This window comes from Marichromatium sp. AB31, assembly GCF_003718685.1.
Classification (GTDB): domain Bacteria; phylum Pseudomonadota; class Gammaproteobacteria; order Chromatiales; family Chromatiaceae; genus Marichromatium; species Marichromatium gracile.
The window spans coordinates 117,949-136,427 of record NZ_RHFI01000007.1; the positions used below are offsets into that span (position 1 = coordinate 117,949).

Consider the following 18,479-nt stretch of genomic DNA (forward strand, 5'->3'; position numbering starts at 1 on the left):
GCGACTCCTCTCGTGTATCCGCTCGCCCTCGTCGGGCTTCGATGTTCCCGTCCCATCCTGCATCAGGAGCCGGGGGCGATCAATCCGCGGCTGCCGAGTCGCCGTGATCGCGATGGGACGATGACCGGCCGGGATGTCGTGGCAATCACGAAAAACTTTTCACACGATCGTTTGACAAGCTAGTTTTTGGGGTGATAGCGTCATTGCCGAATCGCAATCAGGCAGGCGCAGGCTTCCGGCTGAAAATCAGGGAAGCGGTTCTCAACACCATCGGAGTTACAGGAACGTATGTCCGAGCCAGTCGTTGATCTCTACGAGCAGGACCTCGAGCCGAGAGCGGCCAACCACGAGCCGCTCAGTCCGCTGAACTTCATCGAGCACACCGCGGCGATCCATCCTCGCAAACTGGCCATGGTGCATGGCACGATCAGGCGCGACTGGGCCGAGACCTATCGTCGCTGTCGCCAGCTCGCCAGCGCGCTCGAACGGCGCGGGATCGGCCGCGGCGACACCGTCTCCATCGTCGCCCCCAATATTCCGGCACACTTCGAGGCGCATTTCGGCGTGCCCATGGCCGGGGCGGTGCTCAACTCCATCAATACCCGACTCGATGCCCCGGCGATCGCCTTCATCCTCGAACACGCCGAGGCGAGGGCGGTACTGGTCGACTGCGAGTGCGCCGAGGTCGTCGGTCGGGCGCTGGCGCGCATCGAGCGCGAGATCCTGGTGATCGACATTGCCGACCCGGACTTCGCCGATGCCCAGGCGCCGATCGGCGAGATCGACTACGAGTCCTTCCTCGCCGAGGGCGATCCCGATCATCAGTGGTCGGTGCCCGACGACGAGTGGCGGGCGATCACCCTCAACTACACCTCGGGCACCACGGGTGATCCCAAGGGGGTGGTCTATCACCATCGCGGGGCCTATCTCGGCGCGATCAACAACGTGCTGAGCTGGGGACTGCCCAACCACGCGGTCTATCTCTGGACCCTGCCGATGTTCCACTGCAACGGCTGGTGCTTCCCCTGGACCATGGCGGCGATGGCCGGGGTCAATGTCTGTCTGCGTCATGTACGGGCACACACCATCGTCGAGACCATCGCCCGTGAGGGCGTGACCCATCTGTGCGGCGCGCCGATCGTGCTGAAGATGATCAACGAGGTGCCGGCCGAGGCGAAGGCCGCGATCACCCAGTCGGTGCGGGTGATGACCGCCGGTGCGCCGCCGCCCTCGTCGGTGATCGCCGGGATGGAGGCGATGGGCTTCGAGGTCACCCATGTCTACGGACTGACCGAGACCTATGGTCCCTGTGTGGCCTGTGCCTGGAACGACGAGTGGGACGGGCTGGCGCTGGAGGAGCGGGCACGGCTCAAGGCGCGCCAGGGGGTACGGATGCCGATGCAGGCGGCGATCATGGTCGCCGATCCCGCCACCCTGCAGCCGATCCGCCAGGACGGCGTGACCCTGGGCGAGATCATGATCCGCGGCAACCTGGTGATGAAGGGGTATCTGAAGAACCCGGACACCACCCGACGCGCCTTCGATCGCGGCTGGTTCCACAGTGGCGATCTCGCCGTCTGGCACCCGGACGGCTATGTCGAGATCAAGGACCGCTCCAAGGACATCATCATCTCGGGTGGCGAGAACATCTCCTCGATCGAGGTCGAGGAGGTGCTCTTCGGCCATCCGCTGGTGCAGGACGTCGCCGTGGTCGCCAAGCGCGACGAGAAGTGGGGCGAGGTGCCCTGTGCCTTCATCACCCTGGTCGCCGACGCCGAGCTTAGCGAGCAGGCGGTGATCGACTATTGCCGCGCCCGCATGGCCCATTTCAAGGCGCCCAAGTATGTGGTCTTCGCCACCCTGCCACGCACCCCCACCGGCAAGCTGCAGAAGTATCTCCTGCGCCAGTGGGCGAACGATGCCCAGAGCGAGGTCGCGACGGCCTGAACGCCGTATCGACCGAGATCGAGTGATGGAGAGAGACGAGGCGACGACCGTCGTCGTACCGGCCCCTGTCGATGACTGGGGCCCGAGGAGGAGCGTCATGAAGATACTGGTCCCGATCAAGCGGGTCATCGACTACAACGTCAGGGTCAGGGTCAAGTCCGATCACTCGGACGTCGACCTGGCCAACGTCAAGATGGCCATCAATCCCTTCTGCGAGATCGCCGTCGAGGCGGCCGTCCGGTTGCGCGAGGACGGCAAGGCCGATGAGGTGGTGGCCGTCTCGGTCGGTCCCAAGGCGGTGCAGGAACAGCTGCGGACCGCGTTGGCGATGGGGGCCGATCGCGCCATCTGGGTCGAGACGGCCGAGGATGCCGATCTCGGCCCGCTGGGGATCGCCCAGTTGCTCGCGGCGCTGGTGCGCGAGGAGCAGCCGGGGCTGGTGCTGCTCGGCAAGCAGTCGATCGACGGTGACAACAACCAGGTCGGGCAGATGCTCGCCGGTCTGCTCGGTTATCCCCAGGGCACCTTCGTCTCCGGACTCGAGGTGGTGGACGAGGGCATCGAGGTCGTCCGCGAGGTCGACGGTGGTCTGCAGACCCTGGCGTTGCGACTGCCGGCGGTGATCACCACCGACCTGCGACTCAACACCCCGCGTTTCATCCGTGCCCCCGACATCATGAAGTCCCGGCGCAAGCCGATCGCGCACACCGGAGCCGAGCAGCTCGGGGTCTCTCCGGCAGCGGGGCCGCGCCTGCTGGCGGTACATCCGCCCGAGCCGCGCGCCGGCGGGATCCGGGTCGAGTCGGTCGGCGAGCTGCTCGAGCGGCTGAGACAGGCACAGGTGATCTGAATGGAGGAGGGGATGATGCGCACTCTGGTGATCGCGGAACAGGACAGGGGCCGGCTGGCGCCGGCGACACTCAACGTCCTGGGCGCCGCCGGCGAACTCGATGGACCCTGCGACCTGCTGGTGGTCGGGCATGACTGTGCGGCGGCGATCGAGTCCGCCCGCGTGCTTCCTGGCGTCGAGCGCGTGCTGGTGGCCGATGCCCCGGTCTATGCCGATCGGCTCGCCGAGAATCTCGCCGAGCTGGTGGTGGCGGTCGCGCCCGGCTACAGCCATCTGCTGGCTGCGGCCAGCACCTCGGGCAAGGATCTGATGCCGCGGGCAGCGGCGCTGCTCGGGGTCAATCAGGTCTCCGAGGTGATTGCGGTCGAGTCCCCGGCGCGGTTTCGCCGACCGATCTATGCCGGTAACGCCATCGCCACGGTGGAGAGCGACGACCCGGTGAAGGTGCTGACGGTGCGTCAGACCGCCTTCGCCGCGGTCGAGCCCGCTGGCGGCACGGCCGAGGTGGTCGAGCTCGAGCAGGTGATCGAGGCGGTCGCGACTCGGCTGGTCGGCGAGCAGCTGGCCGAGTCCGAGCGCCCGGAGCTGACCAGCGCGCGGGTGGTGGTCAGCGGTGGTCGCGGACTCGGCAGTCGCGAGGGCTTCGAGCTGGTCTATCGGCTCGCCGATCGGCTCGACGCCGCCGTCGGCGCCTCGCGTGCGGCGGTGGACGCCGGCTTCGTCGCCAACGACCTGCAGGTCGGCCAGACCGGCAAGGTGGTCGCGCCCGAGCTCTATATCGCGCTCGGCGTCTCGGGGGCGATCCAGCACCTGGCGGGGATGAAGGATTCGAAGGTGGTGGTGGCGATCAACAAGGACCCGGACGCGCCGATCTTTGAGGTTGCCGACTACGGGCTGATCGCCGATCTGTTCGAGGCCGTGCCCGAACTTATCGAAGCACTCTGACTCCCTTGGTATAACCATGAGCAGCTATCAGCATTGCTATCGCGAGAGTGATTTCGTCCTTCGCCATCTGATCGATTTCGACGGACTCTGTGTCGAGAACGGCTTCGAGGGCGTGGATCTGGACCTTGCCAACAGCCTGATCGACGAGGCCGCGCGCTTCGGCGCCGAGGTGTTGGCGCCGCTCAATGTCGTCGGTGACCGTGAGGGTGCCCGGATGGGTGAGGGGGGCGTGGTGGAGACGCCCGGTTTCGCCGCTGCCTATCGGCAGTTCGCCGAGGGGGGCTGGCAGTCGCTCAAGGTCGACGAAGGCCATGGCGGACAGGGGTTGCCCGATGTGCTCAATGCCGCGGTCAGCGAGATCTGGCACGCGGCCAACCTGTCGCTGGCGCTCTGCCCGATGCTCACCGAAGGCGCGATCGAGGCCCTTGCCGAGCACGGCGACGAGACCCTGCGCGCGCGTTATCTGCCGCGTCTGAGCAGTGGCGAGTGGACCGGCACGATGAACCTCACCGAGCCCGACGCCGGCTCGGATCTGGCGGCGATCAAGACCCGCGCGGTGCCGGATGGAGAGGGTTACCGCATCAGCGGTCAGAAGATCTTCATCACCTGGGGCGATCACCGGATGACCGACAACATCGTCCACCTGGTGCTCGCGCGACTGCCCGATGCGCCGCCCGGGGTGAAGGGGATCTCGCTGTTCGTGGTCCCCAAGTATCGGCTGGACGCGCATGGCGACCCGGCCGAGGCCAATGGGGTGCGCTGTCTCTCACTCGAACACAAGCTCGGCATCCATGGCAGCCCGACCTGTGTGATGGCGTTCGACGACGCCTGGGGCGAGTTGGTCGGCGAGCCGCATCGCGGGCTCGCCTATATGTTCACCATGATGAACCGTGAGCGCCAGGTCGTCGGCCTGCAGGGCTTGGCGATTGCCGAGCGCGCCTATCAGCAGGCGCGTCTGTATGCGATGGAGCGGTTGCAGGGCACGCGTCGTGACGGCACGCGGGTGGCGATCATCGCGCACCCGGACGTGCGGCGGATGCTGATGACGATGAAGAGTGGCATCGAGGCGATGCGCGCCCTGGTGCTGGAGACCGCGGCCGAAGCCGACCGGGCGCGGGGCGCGAATGAGGGTGCGCGTCGGGCGCATCATCAGGCCAGGCTCGAACTCTTCACCCCGATCGTCAAGGGCTGGATCACCGAGTTCGCCCAGGAACTGACCTCGCTGGCGATCCAGGTCCACGGCGGCATGGGCTTCGTCGAGGAGACCGGGGTGGCGCAGCACTATCGCGACGCACGCATCCTCACCATCTACGAGGGGACGACCGGGATCCAGGCGCTCGATCTGATCTCGCGCAAGCTGCTCGCCGACGAGGGGCGGGCGATCGGGGTGTTGTTCGATGAGATGGAGGAAACGCTCGGCGTGCTCCGGCAGGCCGAGGAGGCGTCTCTGGTCGTACTCGTCGCCCCCTTCGCCGATGGGCTCGCCGCGGCACGACGGGCGTGCGACTGGGTGCTGCGCGAGGCGCCAGACGATCGCCAGTTGGCCGGTGCCGTCAGCGTCGAGTTGCTGATGCTGCTGGGCTATCTCTGTGGTGGCTGGATGCAGGTGCGCAGCGCACTGGCTGCGCATCGCGCGATCGAGGACGGGGAGGGCGATGCGCTCTTTTTCGATGCCAAGCTCAAGACGGCCCGTTTCTATTGCGAGCACGTGCTGGCACGGACCCAGGCGGCGCTGACCTCGGTGCTGGCCGGATCGACGACCCTGATGGCGCTCGATGCAGGGCAATTCTGAGGAGTCGTCGATGAGCGAACGCGATCTGATGGAGTTCGACGTGGTGATCGTCGGCGCCGGACCGGCCGGGCTGGCGACCGCGATCCGGCTGGCGCAGGCCGACCCGGCGCCGAGCGTGTGCGTGGTGGAGAAGGGGGCCGAGGTCGGTGCTCATATCCTCTCGGGCGCGGTGATCGAGACCCGGGGTCTTGATGAGCTGATCCCGGACTGGCGTGAACGCGGCGCGCCTTTGGAGACCCCGGTCGAGCGCGAGGAGCTGTATCTGCTGCGCGATGCGCAACGCAGCTGGCGGATCCCCGAGGCGATCTCGCCCCCGAGTTTACATAATGCAGGCAATTATCTGGTCAGTCTCGGCAACCTGTGTCGCTGGTTGGCCGCTGAGGCCGAGGGTCTGGGCGTCGAGATCTTCCCTGGGTTCGCCGCCACCGAGGTGCTGTTCGGCGAGCACGGTGAGGTGATCGGTGTCGCCACCGGCGACATGGGGATCGGCGCCGATGGCCGTCCCAAGGACAATCATGCCCCCGGGGTCGAGTTGAGGGCGCGCCAGACCGTCTTCGCCGAGGGGTGTCGGGGCCATCTCGGCAAGCAACTCTACCAGCGCTTCGGCCTGGATGCCGAGTCGACTCCTCAGCATCATGCCTTGGGCATCAAGGAGTTGTGGGAGATCGCGGCGGATCGGCACGAGCTCGGGCTGGTGCAGCACGGTACCGGCTGGCCCTTGCCAGAGGGAACCCATGGTGGCTTCTTCCTCTATCACCTGAGCAGGTGTCAGGTCGCCGTCGGGTTGATCGTCGATCTCGATTATCCCAATCCCTGGCTCAGTCCCTTCGACGAGTTCCAGCGGATGAAGCACCACCCGCTGTTCGCCGCCACCCTTGAGGGGGGAAGACGGATCGCCTATGGCGCACGCGCGCTGGCCAAGGGTGGTTTCGATGCCTTGCCCAGACAGCACTTCCCCGGGGGCTGTCTGGCCGGGTGCGAGGGCGGTACGCTCGACAACGCCAAGCTCAAGGGGGTTCATACCGCGCTCAAGAGCGGGATGTTGGTCGCCGAGGAGATCCTTGCGGCCTTCGCCGTCGGTGATCCCGGTGGGCGCGAGCTGACGGGTCTCGAGGCGCGGTTGCGTGCATCCTGGCTGTACGAGGACCTGCGTGTCGGTCGCAACTTCGGCCGATCGCTGCACCGTTTCGGGACCCTGCTCGGTGGGGCTGTCAACAGCCTGGATCAGCGCCTGCTCGGCGGCAGACGACCGATCCGGCGTCCGGGCGATGCGCCGGACCATACCTGGCTGGAACCTGCCGCACTGAGCGAGCCGCTCAGCTATCCCGGGCCCGATGGGGTGCTCAGCTTCGATCGGCTCTCCTCGGTCTATCTCGCCAATACGGCACACGAGGAGGATCAACCCTGTCATCTGCATCTGGCCGACCCGTCGATCCCGACCGGCTCGAATCTGGCCGAGTATGCGGAACCCGCGCAGCGCTACTGTCCGGCCGGGGTCTACGAGCTGGTGGGCGAGGGCGGTGATGACCCGCGTCTGCAGATCAATGCAGCCAACTGTGTGCACTGCAAGACCTGCGACATCAAGGACCCGGCGGCCAATATCACCTGGGTCGCCCCCGAGGGCGGTAGTGGCCCGAACTATCCGAACATGTGAATGAGGAACCAAGGATGCCGACCCTCGAAATCGGTCAGCGCGCAACCCTGACCCGGGCCTTCAGCGAGGCCGATGTGCGTTTCTTTGCCGAACTCTCGGGCGACTGTAATCCCGTGCATCTCGACCCCGTCTATGCAGCCGAGACGCGATTCGGTGAGCGGATCGTTCACGGGATCCTGGTCTCGAGTCTGTTGTCGGCCTTGCTTGGCCATCATCTGCCGGGCGACGGTGCGATCTATCTCGGCCAGGAGCTCAATTTCAAGGCGCCGGTCTATCTCGACATGCCGGTCACCGCCTCGGTCGAGATCACCGCAATCCGTACCGACAAGCCGATCGTCACCCTGGAGACGCGCTGTGTGGACGCCGAGACGGATCGGCTCCTGATCTCTGGTGAGGCGCGAATGTACGTACCCTGGTTGCAAGCCTGACCGCTCCGATTGGAGCGATATCGAGTACGGGAGATGCCGGTCAGGTGTCTCCCGTGTTCGTTTGTGTCAGATGATGCGTCGACTGCACGCCCTGGCGTACCATATCGAGCATGATGTCGGCGATCTCCTCAGGGGAGCGGATGCCGCGGCGGTACCACAGGCATGCCCAGTTCATCCCGCCGAGCAGGAACAGGCGCAACAGCGAACGATCGGTGTCCGGGGCGACCGGAAGATCCTCGATCAACTCCCTGAACAGATTCTCGTAGGTCTTGCGAAAGGGCGTGATGCGCTTGAGCAGGTTGTGCTTTCCCACCAGCGCCAGGTTGCGTCCGGTGATCCTGTCCACCGGTGATCCCTCGACGATTCCGGCGACATGGACCTCGCAAGCGACGCGCAATCGCTCCCAGGGGTCGTCTAGATCCGCGATGGCGGCCTTGATCCTGGCCTCGACCCTGGTGATTCCGGTGCGATGTACGGCGAGATAGAGTTCCTCCTTCGAAGGGAAATAGTGATAGACGGAGCCTGGCAACAGGCCCACCTTTCCGGCGATATCGCGGATGGAGGTGCCGTCGTAGCCGAGGTCGAAGAAGAGCTCTGCGGCCGCATCGAGGATACGGGTCTTGCGATCTCGTGGCGGAGCGTCCTCGGCGGGTTCGTCCTCGGACAGCGCGCCACGAGCGAGCAGGGCGCGTTGACGTTGGTCGAGTGATTCCATTCCTTTTGGTGAACTGCGTACCAGCGCCCTGAGACGCTTTACCTGGGTCTCGAGTCCGTGGCGTTGGAGGACATAGCGGACGCCGGATGGTGAGATTCTGAGCCCTGAGGCGCAGAGCAGACGTGAGATCGACGCCTGTCCGAGCTCAGGACGCTCGCGTGCCAACCTTAGGATTGCTTCTTCTCGAGCTGGGTCTGTTGGTGGGTTTGGTCTCATTCTGGATCGCTGCCGTTATGGGATGTTGATCGAGAGTAGCATGTTGCTTTTTACTTATAAACTATCTAAACGAATATTTGACAAGTCTAACTTATATGACTGGTTTCCGTCCTTTAGGTAGGCTTTTGAGGAAAGTCCAAAAAGAAACCAATGGGAATATCTTGCCCAAGAGTTAACATAATATATGTTATGCGCAATCAAGGGTGAGGGCCGCTCAGGCCCCGCTCCGCGTGGCGACTGGGCCGAACACGAAGCCATCGTCTTCTGCCGCCAGCAGAATGCCCGGCGCGGCGAACCAACCCCTCAGCGTCACGCCTGATCCACCTGCATGTAGCCCAACACGCATCAGCGCCAGCTCATCCAAGTCCGTAACCAGCGCCACATAGCAACCGAAGCGTGTTGCGTCTCCGTTTGCCCCGACGTTTGACAATCCTCTCACCCATGAAGAAGCTATCGAACGTTACCCGGACCAACCGGCCCCATGCTCCGCCCGCTGCCGGTTCGATCACTCACTCAGTCCATTATCGACTGCATTCATGGACGTACCTCAATATGTCGATCATCGAAGTCGAGCATCTGACCAAGGAGTTCAAGCTCGGTCAGCTACATAGTCTGAAGAGCTCACTCGTCAATCAGGCGCGCCGCATTCTTGGCCAAGCACCGACCGAGACCCCGCCCTTCAAGGCACTCGACGATGTCGGTTTCAGCATCGAGGAAGGTGAAGTCGTCGGTATCATCGGACACAACGGCGCCGGCAAGAGTACCTTGCTGAAGCTGCTTGCGAACATCACCAGCCCGACCTCGGGAACGATCAGAGTGGATGGCCGGATTGCGCCGCTGATCGAGGTCGGCGCCGGTTTCGTCCCGGACCTGACCGGACGCGAGAACGTCTATCTCAACGGCGCCATTCTGGGCATGTCGCGTCAGCGGATCGAGGAAAAATTCGACGAAATCGTCGATTTCGCCGAGATGTCGGCCTTCATCGACACCCCGGTCAAGCGTTACAGCTCGGGGATGAAGGTCAAGCTCGCCTTCGCCGTCGCCACCAGCATCGACTCGGAGATCCTCATCGTCGACGAGGTCCTCGCCGTCGGTGATCTCGCCTTCCAGCGCAAGTGTTTCGATCGTATGGAAGACCTGATCCGGCGGCGCGGCAAGACCGTTCTGCTGGTCAGTCACAACATTCGTCAGGTCTCGCGCATCTGCTCGCGGGTGATGCTGTTCGAACGCGGGCGCGTGCTGATGGATGATGCCCCTCAACCAGTCGTTGACCTTTACTACCAGAAGAGCAACGAGAAGGTCCTGGCCGATCACTCGGAAGCGATCCTCAAGCACGCCCGTATCGACACCTCCGGCGAGGCGGAGGTCCTCAGCGTAACCCTGCTCGACGACCAGGACAGCCCGACCGATGCCGTCGAGTCCGGCGGGCCGCTCAAGGTCCGGGTGCGCTTCAAGCTCCATGTCGCGCTCGAACAACCCGAGATCGTGATCGGCACCCATACCACGGACTTCGTTTATCTCGACTCGGGTTCGACCGCCGGGATCGCCGAACGGCCCGACCTCGCAGCCGGCGAACACGAGGTCGAATACCGGATCGATACCTATCCCCTCGCCCCCGGGACCTACAACATCCGTTTTGCCCTGCTCGATCGCAACCGACGGATGGTCTACATCGGCGAGGCGCTGAAGGTGTTCATGGTGAAGTCACAGGGTAACGAGGCCAATGAGGCCTCGGCGCGCATGCTCTCGTTGCCTGCTTCCTGGGTACTCGACGGTCGAGCCTATGTCGGCGCATAAGATGAGACGCATTATCAATTTCCATCGTGATGATCCGAATATCGGCGATCAGATGAGCGCGCCGACGCGCTATTTCGACTTCCCCGACCACGAGGTGGTGCGCGCGGATCTGATCGACGAGACGTCACTCGACCTCGACGAGGCCATCGTCATCCTCGGTGGCGGCGGTCTGCTCGACACCTTCTTCCTGCCCGCCATCGAGCGGATCAGGACCGCCACCAGGACGGGGCGGCTCATCGCCTGGGGGGTCGGCCAGCAACTCGATACCGGCCCCTGGTGGCAACGTTATCCCGAGTTCCCCTACGCTCGCTTCCTCGAGGGGTTCGACCTCGTCGGAATCCGCGACGACGGCTTTGCCCACCCCTGGGTGCCTTGCGCCAGCTGCATGCACCCGATCTTCGACGCCCCGCCGGCGCCGCATCACGAATTCGTGGTCTTCTCTCACCGTTCACGCCCACTGCCGATCCTGGAGTGGCCCAACCTGCGCAACGATCAGGCCGATTTCGAGGAGACCATCGCCTTTCTCGCCTCGGGCGAGACCATCATCACCAGCTCCTACCACGGCCTGTACTGGGGCATGCTGCTCGGGCGGCGGGTGCTCGCCTTCCCGTTCAACTCCAAGTTTCTCACCCTGCGTCATCCCCCAACCCTGTACCCGGCGATCTGGGAGCGCCCGGGGCGACTGCAGCGACTGCTCGGGCGGCTGCGTGCACGCACCCCCTCCCCCTATGTCTGTCGCGATGTCGAGGGCTGGCGGCTACTTGCGGGCGCCAGCCGCGCCCAACCAGAGATGCTGGAGGCCTGTCGGGCAAGCAATCGCGCCTTCCATCAACGGGTTCTGGAGCTGATCGACCAGGGTGACTGACCCCCTGCTCAACCGCCTTGGTCCAGGGCATGGATGAAGATCCGCCGCCCCTCCGGATCGACCTCTCGCGCCAGCTCGAGCAGGTGTCGGTGATGGGTGAAGAGGATCACCTGGGTCTGTGCGGAGAAGACGGCCAGGGTCTCGAGGGTGGCGCGGGCACGGGCGTCATCGAACTGCACCAGGATGTCGTCGACCACGAAGGGCAAGGGCTCGGCCTGGCGCAGATGGTGCTCCAGCCCCGCCAGACGCAGTGCGAGATAAAGCTGATCGCGCGTCCCGGTGCTCATCGCCTCGACCCGCACGCGTTCACCGTTGGCGCGAACCCCCACCAGCACCGCTTGATCGTCCTCGCCGAAATCGCTCTCCACCCCGCTGAAGGCGCCACAGGTCAGCCGCGCGAAGGCCTCGGCGGTGCGCGCCAGGATCGGGTCGCGATGGCTGCGCCGAAAGCCCTCGATGGTCTCGCGCAGCACCATCGCCGCCAGTCGGTAGCGTAGATAGCGACCGCACTGATCGCGCAGCTGCGCATCGATGCGCTCGATCTCCTCGGCCTCGGTGGCGGCGGCATCGGCGCCATTCATGGTCGCCAGACGATGCTCGGCCTCGACCCGTACGGCAAGCAGACGTTCGCGCTCGGGATCGAGCGTCTCGTCGAGACGGCGCTCGAGTCGGGCGAGCGCCTCGAGCAGCGCCTCCCCGGCGATCTCGGCGGCACCGGCCTCGGTCTCGAGCTGCTCGAGCGCGAGACCGTCGCCCGTCTCCATCAATCGCCCCTCGACGGCGATCAGCTGCTGTTCGAGCTCGCGTTGCAGTCGCGCACGTTCCTCGATCCCGGCCAGGGCATCGAGGCCCTCACAGCCGGCCAGGCGACAGAGTTCGGCGATCCTGGTCTCGGCGCTACTCGAGGCGCTACCGGCCTCCTCGAGTTGACGCCGCGCCTCGTCACGCTGGCGCAACAGCTCGTCGCGCCGCTCCTGCCGGGCGCGCATCCCCTCGAGCCGAGCATCCAGGGTATGGAGCGCCAGCTCCGCTGGCTCCTCGGCGAGATCCGGGGCGATCCGCGCGATCCGCTCGCGCAGCTGCGCGAGAAAGCCCCGGGCATCGGCATCGATATCATCGATGCGGGTCTGAAAACCGGCCGCCTCGCGAGCATCCTGCAACGCCTCGGCCAGTTCGGCGAGATGCTCCTGGGCCTCGCTCGGCAGGCTGTGGACGGCGAGGCCGACCCGCGCCATCGCCTCACCCCAGTCGCGTTCCCAGGCCGACCAGTCACGTTCGGCCTGCTCACAGGCGCTCCCAGCCCCCTCACGGCGCTGCCGGGCCCGCTCCAGCTCGGCGAGCAGGGTCTCATGCGTCCGGGCATGTCGTTGCAAGGCCTCGAGCACGGACGCCGCCTCACTCATCCAGACATCCATGCCCTCCCCATCCGGCCCCTGTCGATCGAGCGCCAGCAACGCCCTGCGCAAGGCGTCGACACCGTGCATCTGACGCTGCTCGAGCAGCTGACGTTGCTCGCGCACCGCGGTGAGCCGCTCGCCCTGCTCGCGCAGCCGCCGCGCCTGTCCCAGCCAGCCGCGCATCTGTCGCGGCGAGCGCGGCTCCTGCATCGAGCAGGCTTGCCAGAGCGCGCGCCAGGCGGCGTCGAACTCGCACTCGGCGCTCTCCAGCTCACGCCAGGCCAGATCGCAGGCCGCGCGCTCGCGCTCGCACGCCTCGCGCCGTATGCACAACGACTGATAACGCTGTACCCGGTCACTCTCGCGCCTGAGCCGGTCGGCCAGGACATCGGCCTCGTGCAGCGCCGTCTCGAATCGTCGCGCCAGCGCCGCCCCGGCCTCCAGTCGCAGTGATGCATCGTGCGCCTTGAGTGCTTGCCAGTGACGCTCACGCGTCTCACGCGCGGCGGTCAATGCCGTTTCGCTGGGAACCTCTCCAGCGATCCCGAGGGTGCGCGCCTCGGTGTCGATCTCGACCATCTCCCGTTCGCAGCCTTGCCGCCGCTCGCGCAGACGTTGGCGCTCCAGCGCCAAGGCATCGGCGCGCAGCATCCAGTGCTCCAGGGCGTCGAACTCCGGCAGCGGCGCACACAGCAAGGACTCCAGCCCCTGACTCCAGCCACTCAAGCGAGAGAGTTCGGCCGCGCACTGTTGCCCGAGGGCACGTTCCTGCGCCTCGAGCTCGGCCAGATCGGCGTCCAGCGCGCCGGCGCCACGCGCCTGCTCGAGCGCCAGCTCCAGGGCCGCGACCGAACGTGGCGGTGTACGCGCGGCAAGTTGACGCTCGCAATCCTCCACCGCCCGTGCGGCCTCGTCGCGCGCCAGCCGGGCGCGTTGCAACTCGCTCCACAGCGCCTCGCGCCGCTCCCCCAGGGCGTTGATCCGACGACGCGCATCGAGCCAGTCACGCAATGCCTCGGTCGGTGCCTGCGCAGCCCCGGCATCGACTCGGGCGACCCGTTCGACGACCCGGGCGTGCAGGGCGTCGCGTCTGGCGATCAGCATGGGGCGATCCGCCGCGGCCTTGCGATGGCTGCCGAGTCGTTCACGCAGCTCGACCAGTTCGGCGCCAGCGGCAAGCAACCGGGGTTCGATGACGATACCCGCCAGCTCTTGTTCGAGCGCCGTGAGCCGCGTCGAGACCAGTTCGCCCAACTCGATGGCGCGGATACGCTGGGCCTCGGCCTGCTGGCGACGCGCGCCGAAGTCCTCCGGCAGATGCAACCGCTCGCCCAACCCGTCCAATCGCGCCAGCAACCCCCGGCGCACCTCCAAGTCGGCGCGGGTGCGACGGATGCGCTCGAGCCGGGCCCGCTCGCGCAATACCCGGTCACGTTCGGCATCGAGTTCGGCGAGCGCCCGGCAAGCCGTCTCATGAGCGGCACGCGCCCGTTCCCAGTCCACTGCGCCGAGTTCGAGGTCGCGCTGACGACGCTGTCGCTCGGCCCGCTCGGCGAGCGCCATGTTGATCTGCTGCTTGCGCCCGCGGGGACGAAACAGCGCATCGGCCGAGGCGTCCAACCCCTCGAGCACGCGATGGACCGCCACCCGGCCGAGCCCGGAGCCGAACAATGCCTCGGCCTCGCGCCCCCGTTCCTCGAGCAGGGTACGCCCCCCGCTGACCAGGGTCTCGTGATCGATCCCGAACAGCCGCTCGAACAACGCCGCATCGACCCCGCCGAGCAGACGTTGCAAGCGCTGTTCGTCGAGCGCTTCGCCAGCGGCATCGAGCAGGGTGTGCTTGCGTCCCTTGCGGCGGACACAGTGGAGTTGCTCACCCGTGGCGCCGAGCAACAGCGCACCGACCCTCAGCTCGCGCGCAGGATGGAGAAAATCGTCACTGGTGCGTTCGGGGATACCGTAGAAGAGTCCGTGCAACGCACGCAGCGCCGAACTCTTGCCCGCCTCGTTGGGACCATGGATCAGGTGCACGCCGGCATCACCCGCGCTGAGATCCAGCACCCGATCGGTGAAGGGACCGAATGCGCGCAACTCCAGTCTCAGCACCCTCATCGCGGATCGCTCTCGAGCAGGCGTGCGCGTAACAGTGCGCGCACATCATCGAGACAGGCGCGCAGCACCGCCGGGTCGGTGGGGTCGTCCTCGCCTCGCCGGAGACCGGCCGGGAGACGTGCGGCGAGCGGTTCGAAGCCCTCGGCCAGACGCGCCAGCGCCTCAGGGTCGAGTTCGAGCGTCTCGATCGCCGCGAGCAGACCACCGAGGGTCTCGTCGGCCTCGCCCCTCCTCACCTGCGGACGGGTCTGCAGACGGACCTGCTCGAGCCAGAGCCGGTCGCCGTGGACGCTGGCGAGCCCGCGACAATCGTTGACCAGCTGTTCGTGTTCGGCACGCAGCCAGGCATCGAGCGCAGTCGCACCACTCAGCGCCAGCCGCACGGCAAGCAGCCGTCCCTCGGCCTGGTCGATGACACGCTCCAGCGCACACCCGATGCGGGCATGGACGGCATCGAGATCGGTACAGCCCTCGATCTCGACAGCGAGCAGGTGCCAGCGCACCACGTCCAGCGCACGATGCTCCAGACAGACCCCTCCTGCGCGATCGATCTCCACCAGGGTCGCACCCTTGGCGCCGCACTCGCGGATATGGCGCCCCTGCAGATTGCCGGGAAAGACGATCCAGGGGGATTCGGCGAGGACCTCGCGAGCATGGACGTGTCCCAGGGCCCAGTAGTCATAGCCGTGACTGCGCAGCGCCTCGAGCCTGCAGGGCGCATAGGGGGCATGACCGGGACGCCCGTCGAGCGAGGTGTGCAGCAGACCGATGTTGAACAGACCGGAGACCGGCGGTGGATAGGCCCGACTGAGATCGGTGGTGACCGCCCGGGTGGCGAACCCCTGACCATGCACGGCCACGCCGAGCGTCTCGAAGAGCCGGGTCTCGGGGCACTCGGTGGCGAAGACATGGACGTTGTCGGGCAGACGCAGGGTCCGGGTGATCTGGCTGGCGGCATCGTGATTGCCAGCGATCAGACAGACCGGAATGCCGGCGGCATGCAGGCGCTGTATCTGAGCGATGAAGAACAGCCCGGTGTTGTAGTCCTTCCAATCGCCGTCGTAGAGATCGCCGGCGAGCAGCAGCAGGTCAACCGACTCGGCAAGCGCCAGCTCCACCAGGTTGACGAAGGCGCGTCGGGTAGCGCCGCGCAGCGCCTCGAGCGGTGCGCCGGGATAACGCTCGAGCCCCTGTAACGGGCTGTCGAGATGAATATCGGCGGCGTGCAGGAATCTCACGCGTCCATCCCCTCCATGCGGGTACGAGTCCATCGATTTCGGGCATTCTCGCCCTGCTCCGCGAGCAGTGTCCAACACCGTTGTCATGTTCCCCGCGATCGCGCCGTTATTCGAGGTCGGCGGATGCCCTCGAAACTTCGCCACGTTATCCTAACCATATTGAGAAAGCGCAACAGCACCGACACAACCACCCGGGGAATCCCATGATGAGCAATCCCACGCCCACCCTTCGCACCCTGGCACGCCCCCGGACCCTCTGGTTATGCGCCCTGGCCCTGACTACCCTGAGCGGTTGCACCGAATGGCCACGACTTGCCGCCAAGCCGGAACCACAGCCGGCCCCGCCTGAGCCGGCGGAGCAACAGCCGCCACAGCCACAATCGACGCCCGTGATCCCCAAGGAACCCTCGCTCTACGAGTGGCGTGGCGAGGGACGACGGGTCTCGCACATCGTCGTCGACACCGACGACCAGAAGGCCAGGTTCTATGACGGCGACGTGGAGGTCGGTTGGGCGACCGTGGCCACCGGGGTGTCGCGTCACCCCACACCGACCGGCAGCTTCACGGTGATGGAGAAGGTCGAGAACAAGCGCTCCAACCTCTACGGTCGCTACTACGGCTCCGGGGGCAAGTTGATCCAGTCGAACGTCAAGGTCGGGCGCGACCCACTGCCCGACGGCGCCCGCTTCGTCGGCGCCAAGATGCCCTATTTCATGCGTCTGACCTATGACGGCATCGGCCTGCACGCCGGCCCCATCCCGCGTCCGGGCAGACCCGCCTCGCACGGCTGTATCCGCATGCCCGCCGAGGTTGCCCCGCTGCTGTTCGCCAAGGTCGACCAGGGCACAGCGGTGACCATCGTCGGGCGAGGCCCCAGCTACGGCAACTATGCCAAGCGCCAGCGTCAACTCGCCGCAGAGCGCGCGGCCAGCGCCCGGCGCGAACAGGCCGCCCGGGCGCAGAGCGCACCCGAGCCGTCGCCGCCGCAACCGGCACCGATCACCACGACGACGCCCAGGGTCACGGACACCACCGCGCCGACACCGCTCGCCCCCGCCCAGCAGCAGCCGGCCCAGTCGACCGCGCTCGACGACGCCCCGGCCACGGTGACGGACACGCCACAGACCGTCGCCCGTGACGAGCCGGCCCCCGCCACCGTGCAGGACGTCCGTCAACCGCTCGGCAGCTCGGCGTTGCGTCTGCCCGAATCGGGCATGGTCCAGCGCCTCTCGCCCGAACCCTCGACACCGACGCCGGAGGCCAACGAGGGATGAGCCTGCGCCAGCACCCACTCGCCGAGGAGTTCCCACTGGTCCCCGAGCTGTGCCACCTCAATCACGCCGCCGTCGGCCCCTGGCCGCGACGCAGCGTCGAGGTGGTGCGCCGCTTCGCCGAGGACAATGCCGCGCACGGCTCGCTGGCCTATCTCGACTGGCTGCAGGTCGAGACACGTCTGCGCGAGCGGCTCGCGCGACTCGTCGGCAGCGCCGACACGGGCAGCATCGCACTGCTCAAGAACACCTCCGAGGCGCTCTCGGTGATCGCCCACGGCCTGCCCTGGAGCGCCGGGGACAATATCGTCGGAATCGCTCAGGAGTTTCCCTCCAACCGGATCGTCTGGGAGTCACTGGCACCACGCGGGGTGGATTGGCGGGCGCTCGATCTGGAGCAGAGCAGCGATCCGGAGAGCGATCTCTGCGCCCTGTGCGACGAGCGCACCCGTCTGATCGCGGTGAGCTGGGTACAGTACGCCCGCGGCCTGCGGCTCGACCTGGCACGGATCGGTGCCTTCTGTCGCGAGCGTGACATCCTCTTCTGTGTCGATGCCATCCAGGGACTCGGCGCGCTGCCCTTCTCGCTCGCTGATAGTGGCGCCGATTTCGTCGTCGCCGACGGCCACAAGTGGATGCTCGGCCCGGAGGGGCTGGCGCTGCTCCATATCGGCCCGACCCAACTCGAGCGCCTCGCGCTGCACCAGTTCGGCTGGCACATGGTCGCCAACCCGGGGGACTTCGAACAGCGCGACTGGAGTCCGGCGCCCGACGCCAGACGCTTCGAATGCGGCAGCCCCAACCTGCTCGCCGCGCACGCGCTGGAGTCGAGTCTGTCGCTGCTCGAGGAGGTCGGCACGACAACGGTCGAGACCCTGATCAGACAGCGGACCGATTGGCTGATCGCGGCGATCGATCGTCACGGCCTCGAACTCTTGACCCCCCGCCCCCCCGAACGGCGCGCCGGGATCGTCACCTTCCGGGTCCCCGGCGTGGCGAGCGAGCATCTCTACCCGGCACTGATGCGCCATCAGGTGCTCTGTGCCCAGCGCGGCGGCGGGATCCGCTTCTCGCCACACTTCCACACCACCGAGGAGACGCTCGAGCGCGCCATCGACGCGGTCGTACGGCTCTCAGGCACCCTGTAATCGCCATCGCCCTTGCCCGCTCCGGCGGGCTCGGCGCACAATGTCGCACATTCGGTCCAACCCCGCTCAACCCCAGGAGTCGCAACGGCGTGAAGTGGTACGGA

General features: G+C 66.3%; 13 protein-coding genes. 10 read left to right on the forward strand and 3 right to left on the reverse strand.

Annotated elements, in window-relative coordinates:
- Positions 1 to 288 precede the first annotated feature (288 nt).
- The 6 genes from EBL84_RS07605 (at position 289) to EBL84_RS07630 (ending at position 7,616) form a co-directional block, all read left to right on the forward strand.
- Positions 289 to 1,947, forward strand: coding sequence for an acyl-CoA synthetase (locus EBL84_RS07605; RefSeq protein WP_123140264.1), 1,659 nt, complete (start codon positions 289 to 291; stop codon positions 1,945 to 1,947).
- Between the two features lie 97 nt (positions 1,948 to 2,044).
- Positions 2,045 to 2,797, forward strand: a complete 753-nt coding sequence (locus EBL84_RS07610; protein WP_123140265.1) for an electron transfer flavoprotein subunit beta/FixA family protein — start codon at positions 2,045 to 2,047, stop codon at positions 2,795 to 2,797.
- Between the two features lie 15 nt (positions 2,798 to 2,812).
- Positions 2,813 to 3,742, forward strand: a complete 930-nt coding sequence (locus tag EBL84_RS07615) for an electron transfer flavoprotein subunit alpha/FixB family protein (protein ID WP_123140302.1) — start codon at positions 2,813 to 2,815, stop codon at positions 3,740 to 3,742.
- 16 nt (positions 3,743 to 3,758) lie between these two features.
- Positions 3,759 to 5,534 carry an acyl-CoA dehydrogenase gene (locus EBL84_RS07620; protein ID WP_123140266.1) on the forward strand — a complete coding sequence of 592 codons (1,776 nt, stop codon included), beginning with the start codon at positions 3,759 to 3,761 and terminating at the stop codon, positions 5,532 to 5,534.
- A gap of 10 nt (positions 5,535 to 5,544) precedes the next feature.
- A complete protein-coding gene (locus EBL84_RS07625; RefSeq protein WP_123140267.1) occupies positions 5,545 to 7,188 on the forward strand; it encodes an electron transfer flavoprotein-ubiquinone oxidoreductase in 1,644 nt (547 codons plus the stop codon).
- A 14-nt stretch (positions 7,189 to 7,202) separates the two neighbouring features.
- The gene (locus EBL84_RS07630; RefSeq protein WP_123140268.1) at positions 7,203 to 7,616 is read left to right on the forward strand and encodes a MaoC family dehydratase; all 414 of its coding nucleotides are present in this window, start codon (positions 7,203 to 7,205) and stop codon (positions 7,614 to 7,616) included.
- 40 nt (positions 7,617 to 7,656) lie between these two features.
- Here EBL84_RS07630 and EBL84_RS07635 read toward each other — a convergent pair whose 3' ends face one another.
- Entirely contained in the window at positions 7,657 to 8,331 is a 675-nt protein-coding gene (locus EBL84_RS07635; RefSeq protein ID WP_223806074.1) for a TetR/AcrR family transcriptional regulator, read from the reverse strand.
- Between the two features lie 768 nt (positions 8,332 to 9,099).
- On the opposite strand from EBL84_RS07635, the gene EBL84_RS07640 reads away from it, so the two are divergent.
- A complete protein-coding gene (locus EBL84_RS07640) occupies positions 9,100 to 10,344 on the forward strand; it encodes an ABC transporter ATP-binding protein (RefSeq protein ID WP_123140270.1) in 1,245 nt (414 codons plus the stop codon).
- 52 nt (positions 10,345 to 10,396) lie between these two features.
- On the forward strand, positions 10,397 to 11,209 hold the full coding sequence (locus EBL84_RS07645; protein ID WP_223806972.1) for a polysaccharide pyruvyl transferase family protein: 813 nt from the start codon (positions 10,397 to 10,399) through the stop codon (positions 11,207 to 11,209).
- An 8-nt stretch (positions 11,210 to 11,217) separates the two neighbouring features.
- On the opposite strand, the gene EBL84_RS07650 is transcribed toward EBL84_RS07645, so the two are convergent.
- Positions 11,218 to 14,718, reverse strand: a complete 3,501-nt coding sequence (locus EBL84_RS07650; RefSeq protein ID WP_123140272.1) for a YhaN family protein — start codon at positions 14,716 to 14,718, stop codon at positions 11,218 to 11,220.
- Positions 14,715 to 15,956, reverse strand: coding sequence for a DNA repair exonuclease (locus tag EBL84_RS07655; protein ID WP_123140273.1), 1,242 nt, complete (start codon positions 15,954 to 15,956; stop codon positions 14,715 to 14,717). Before EBL84_RS07655 ends, EBL84_RS07650 begins: the two co-directional genes overlap by 4 nt.
- 389 nt (positions 15,957 to 16,345) lie before the next feature.
- Here EBL84_RS07655 and EBL84_RS07660 point away from each other — a divergent pair, with 389 nt between their 5' ends.
- Together EBL84_RS07660 and EBL84_RS07665 are read left to right on the forward strand one after the other, a co-directional pair.
- Positions 16,346 to 17,230 (forward strand): L,D-transpeptidase, encoded by an 885-nt coding sequence (locus tag EBL84_RS07660; RefSeq protein ID WP_190287908.1) that lies wholly within the window; start codon positions 16,346 to 16,348, stop codon positions 17,228 to 17,230.
- Positions 17,227 to 18,375 (forward strand): aminotransferase class V-fold PLP-dependent enzyme, encoded by a 1,149-nt coding sequence (locus EBL84_RS07665; RefSeq protein WP_123140275.1) that lies wholly within the window; start codon positions 17,227 to 17,229, stop codon positions 18,373 to 18,375. The genes EBL84_RS07660 and EBL84_RS07665 overlap by 4 nt, the downstream gene beginning before the upstream one ends.
- The last annotated feature ends 104 nt before the right edge of the window (positions 18,376 to 18,479 follow it).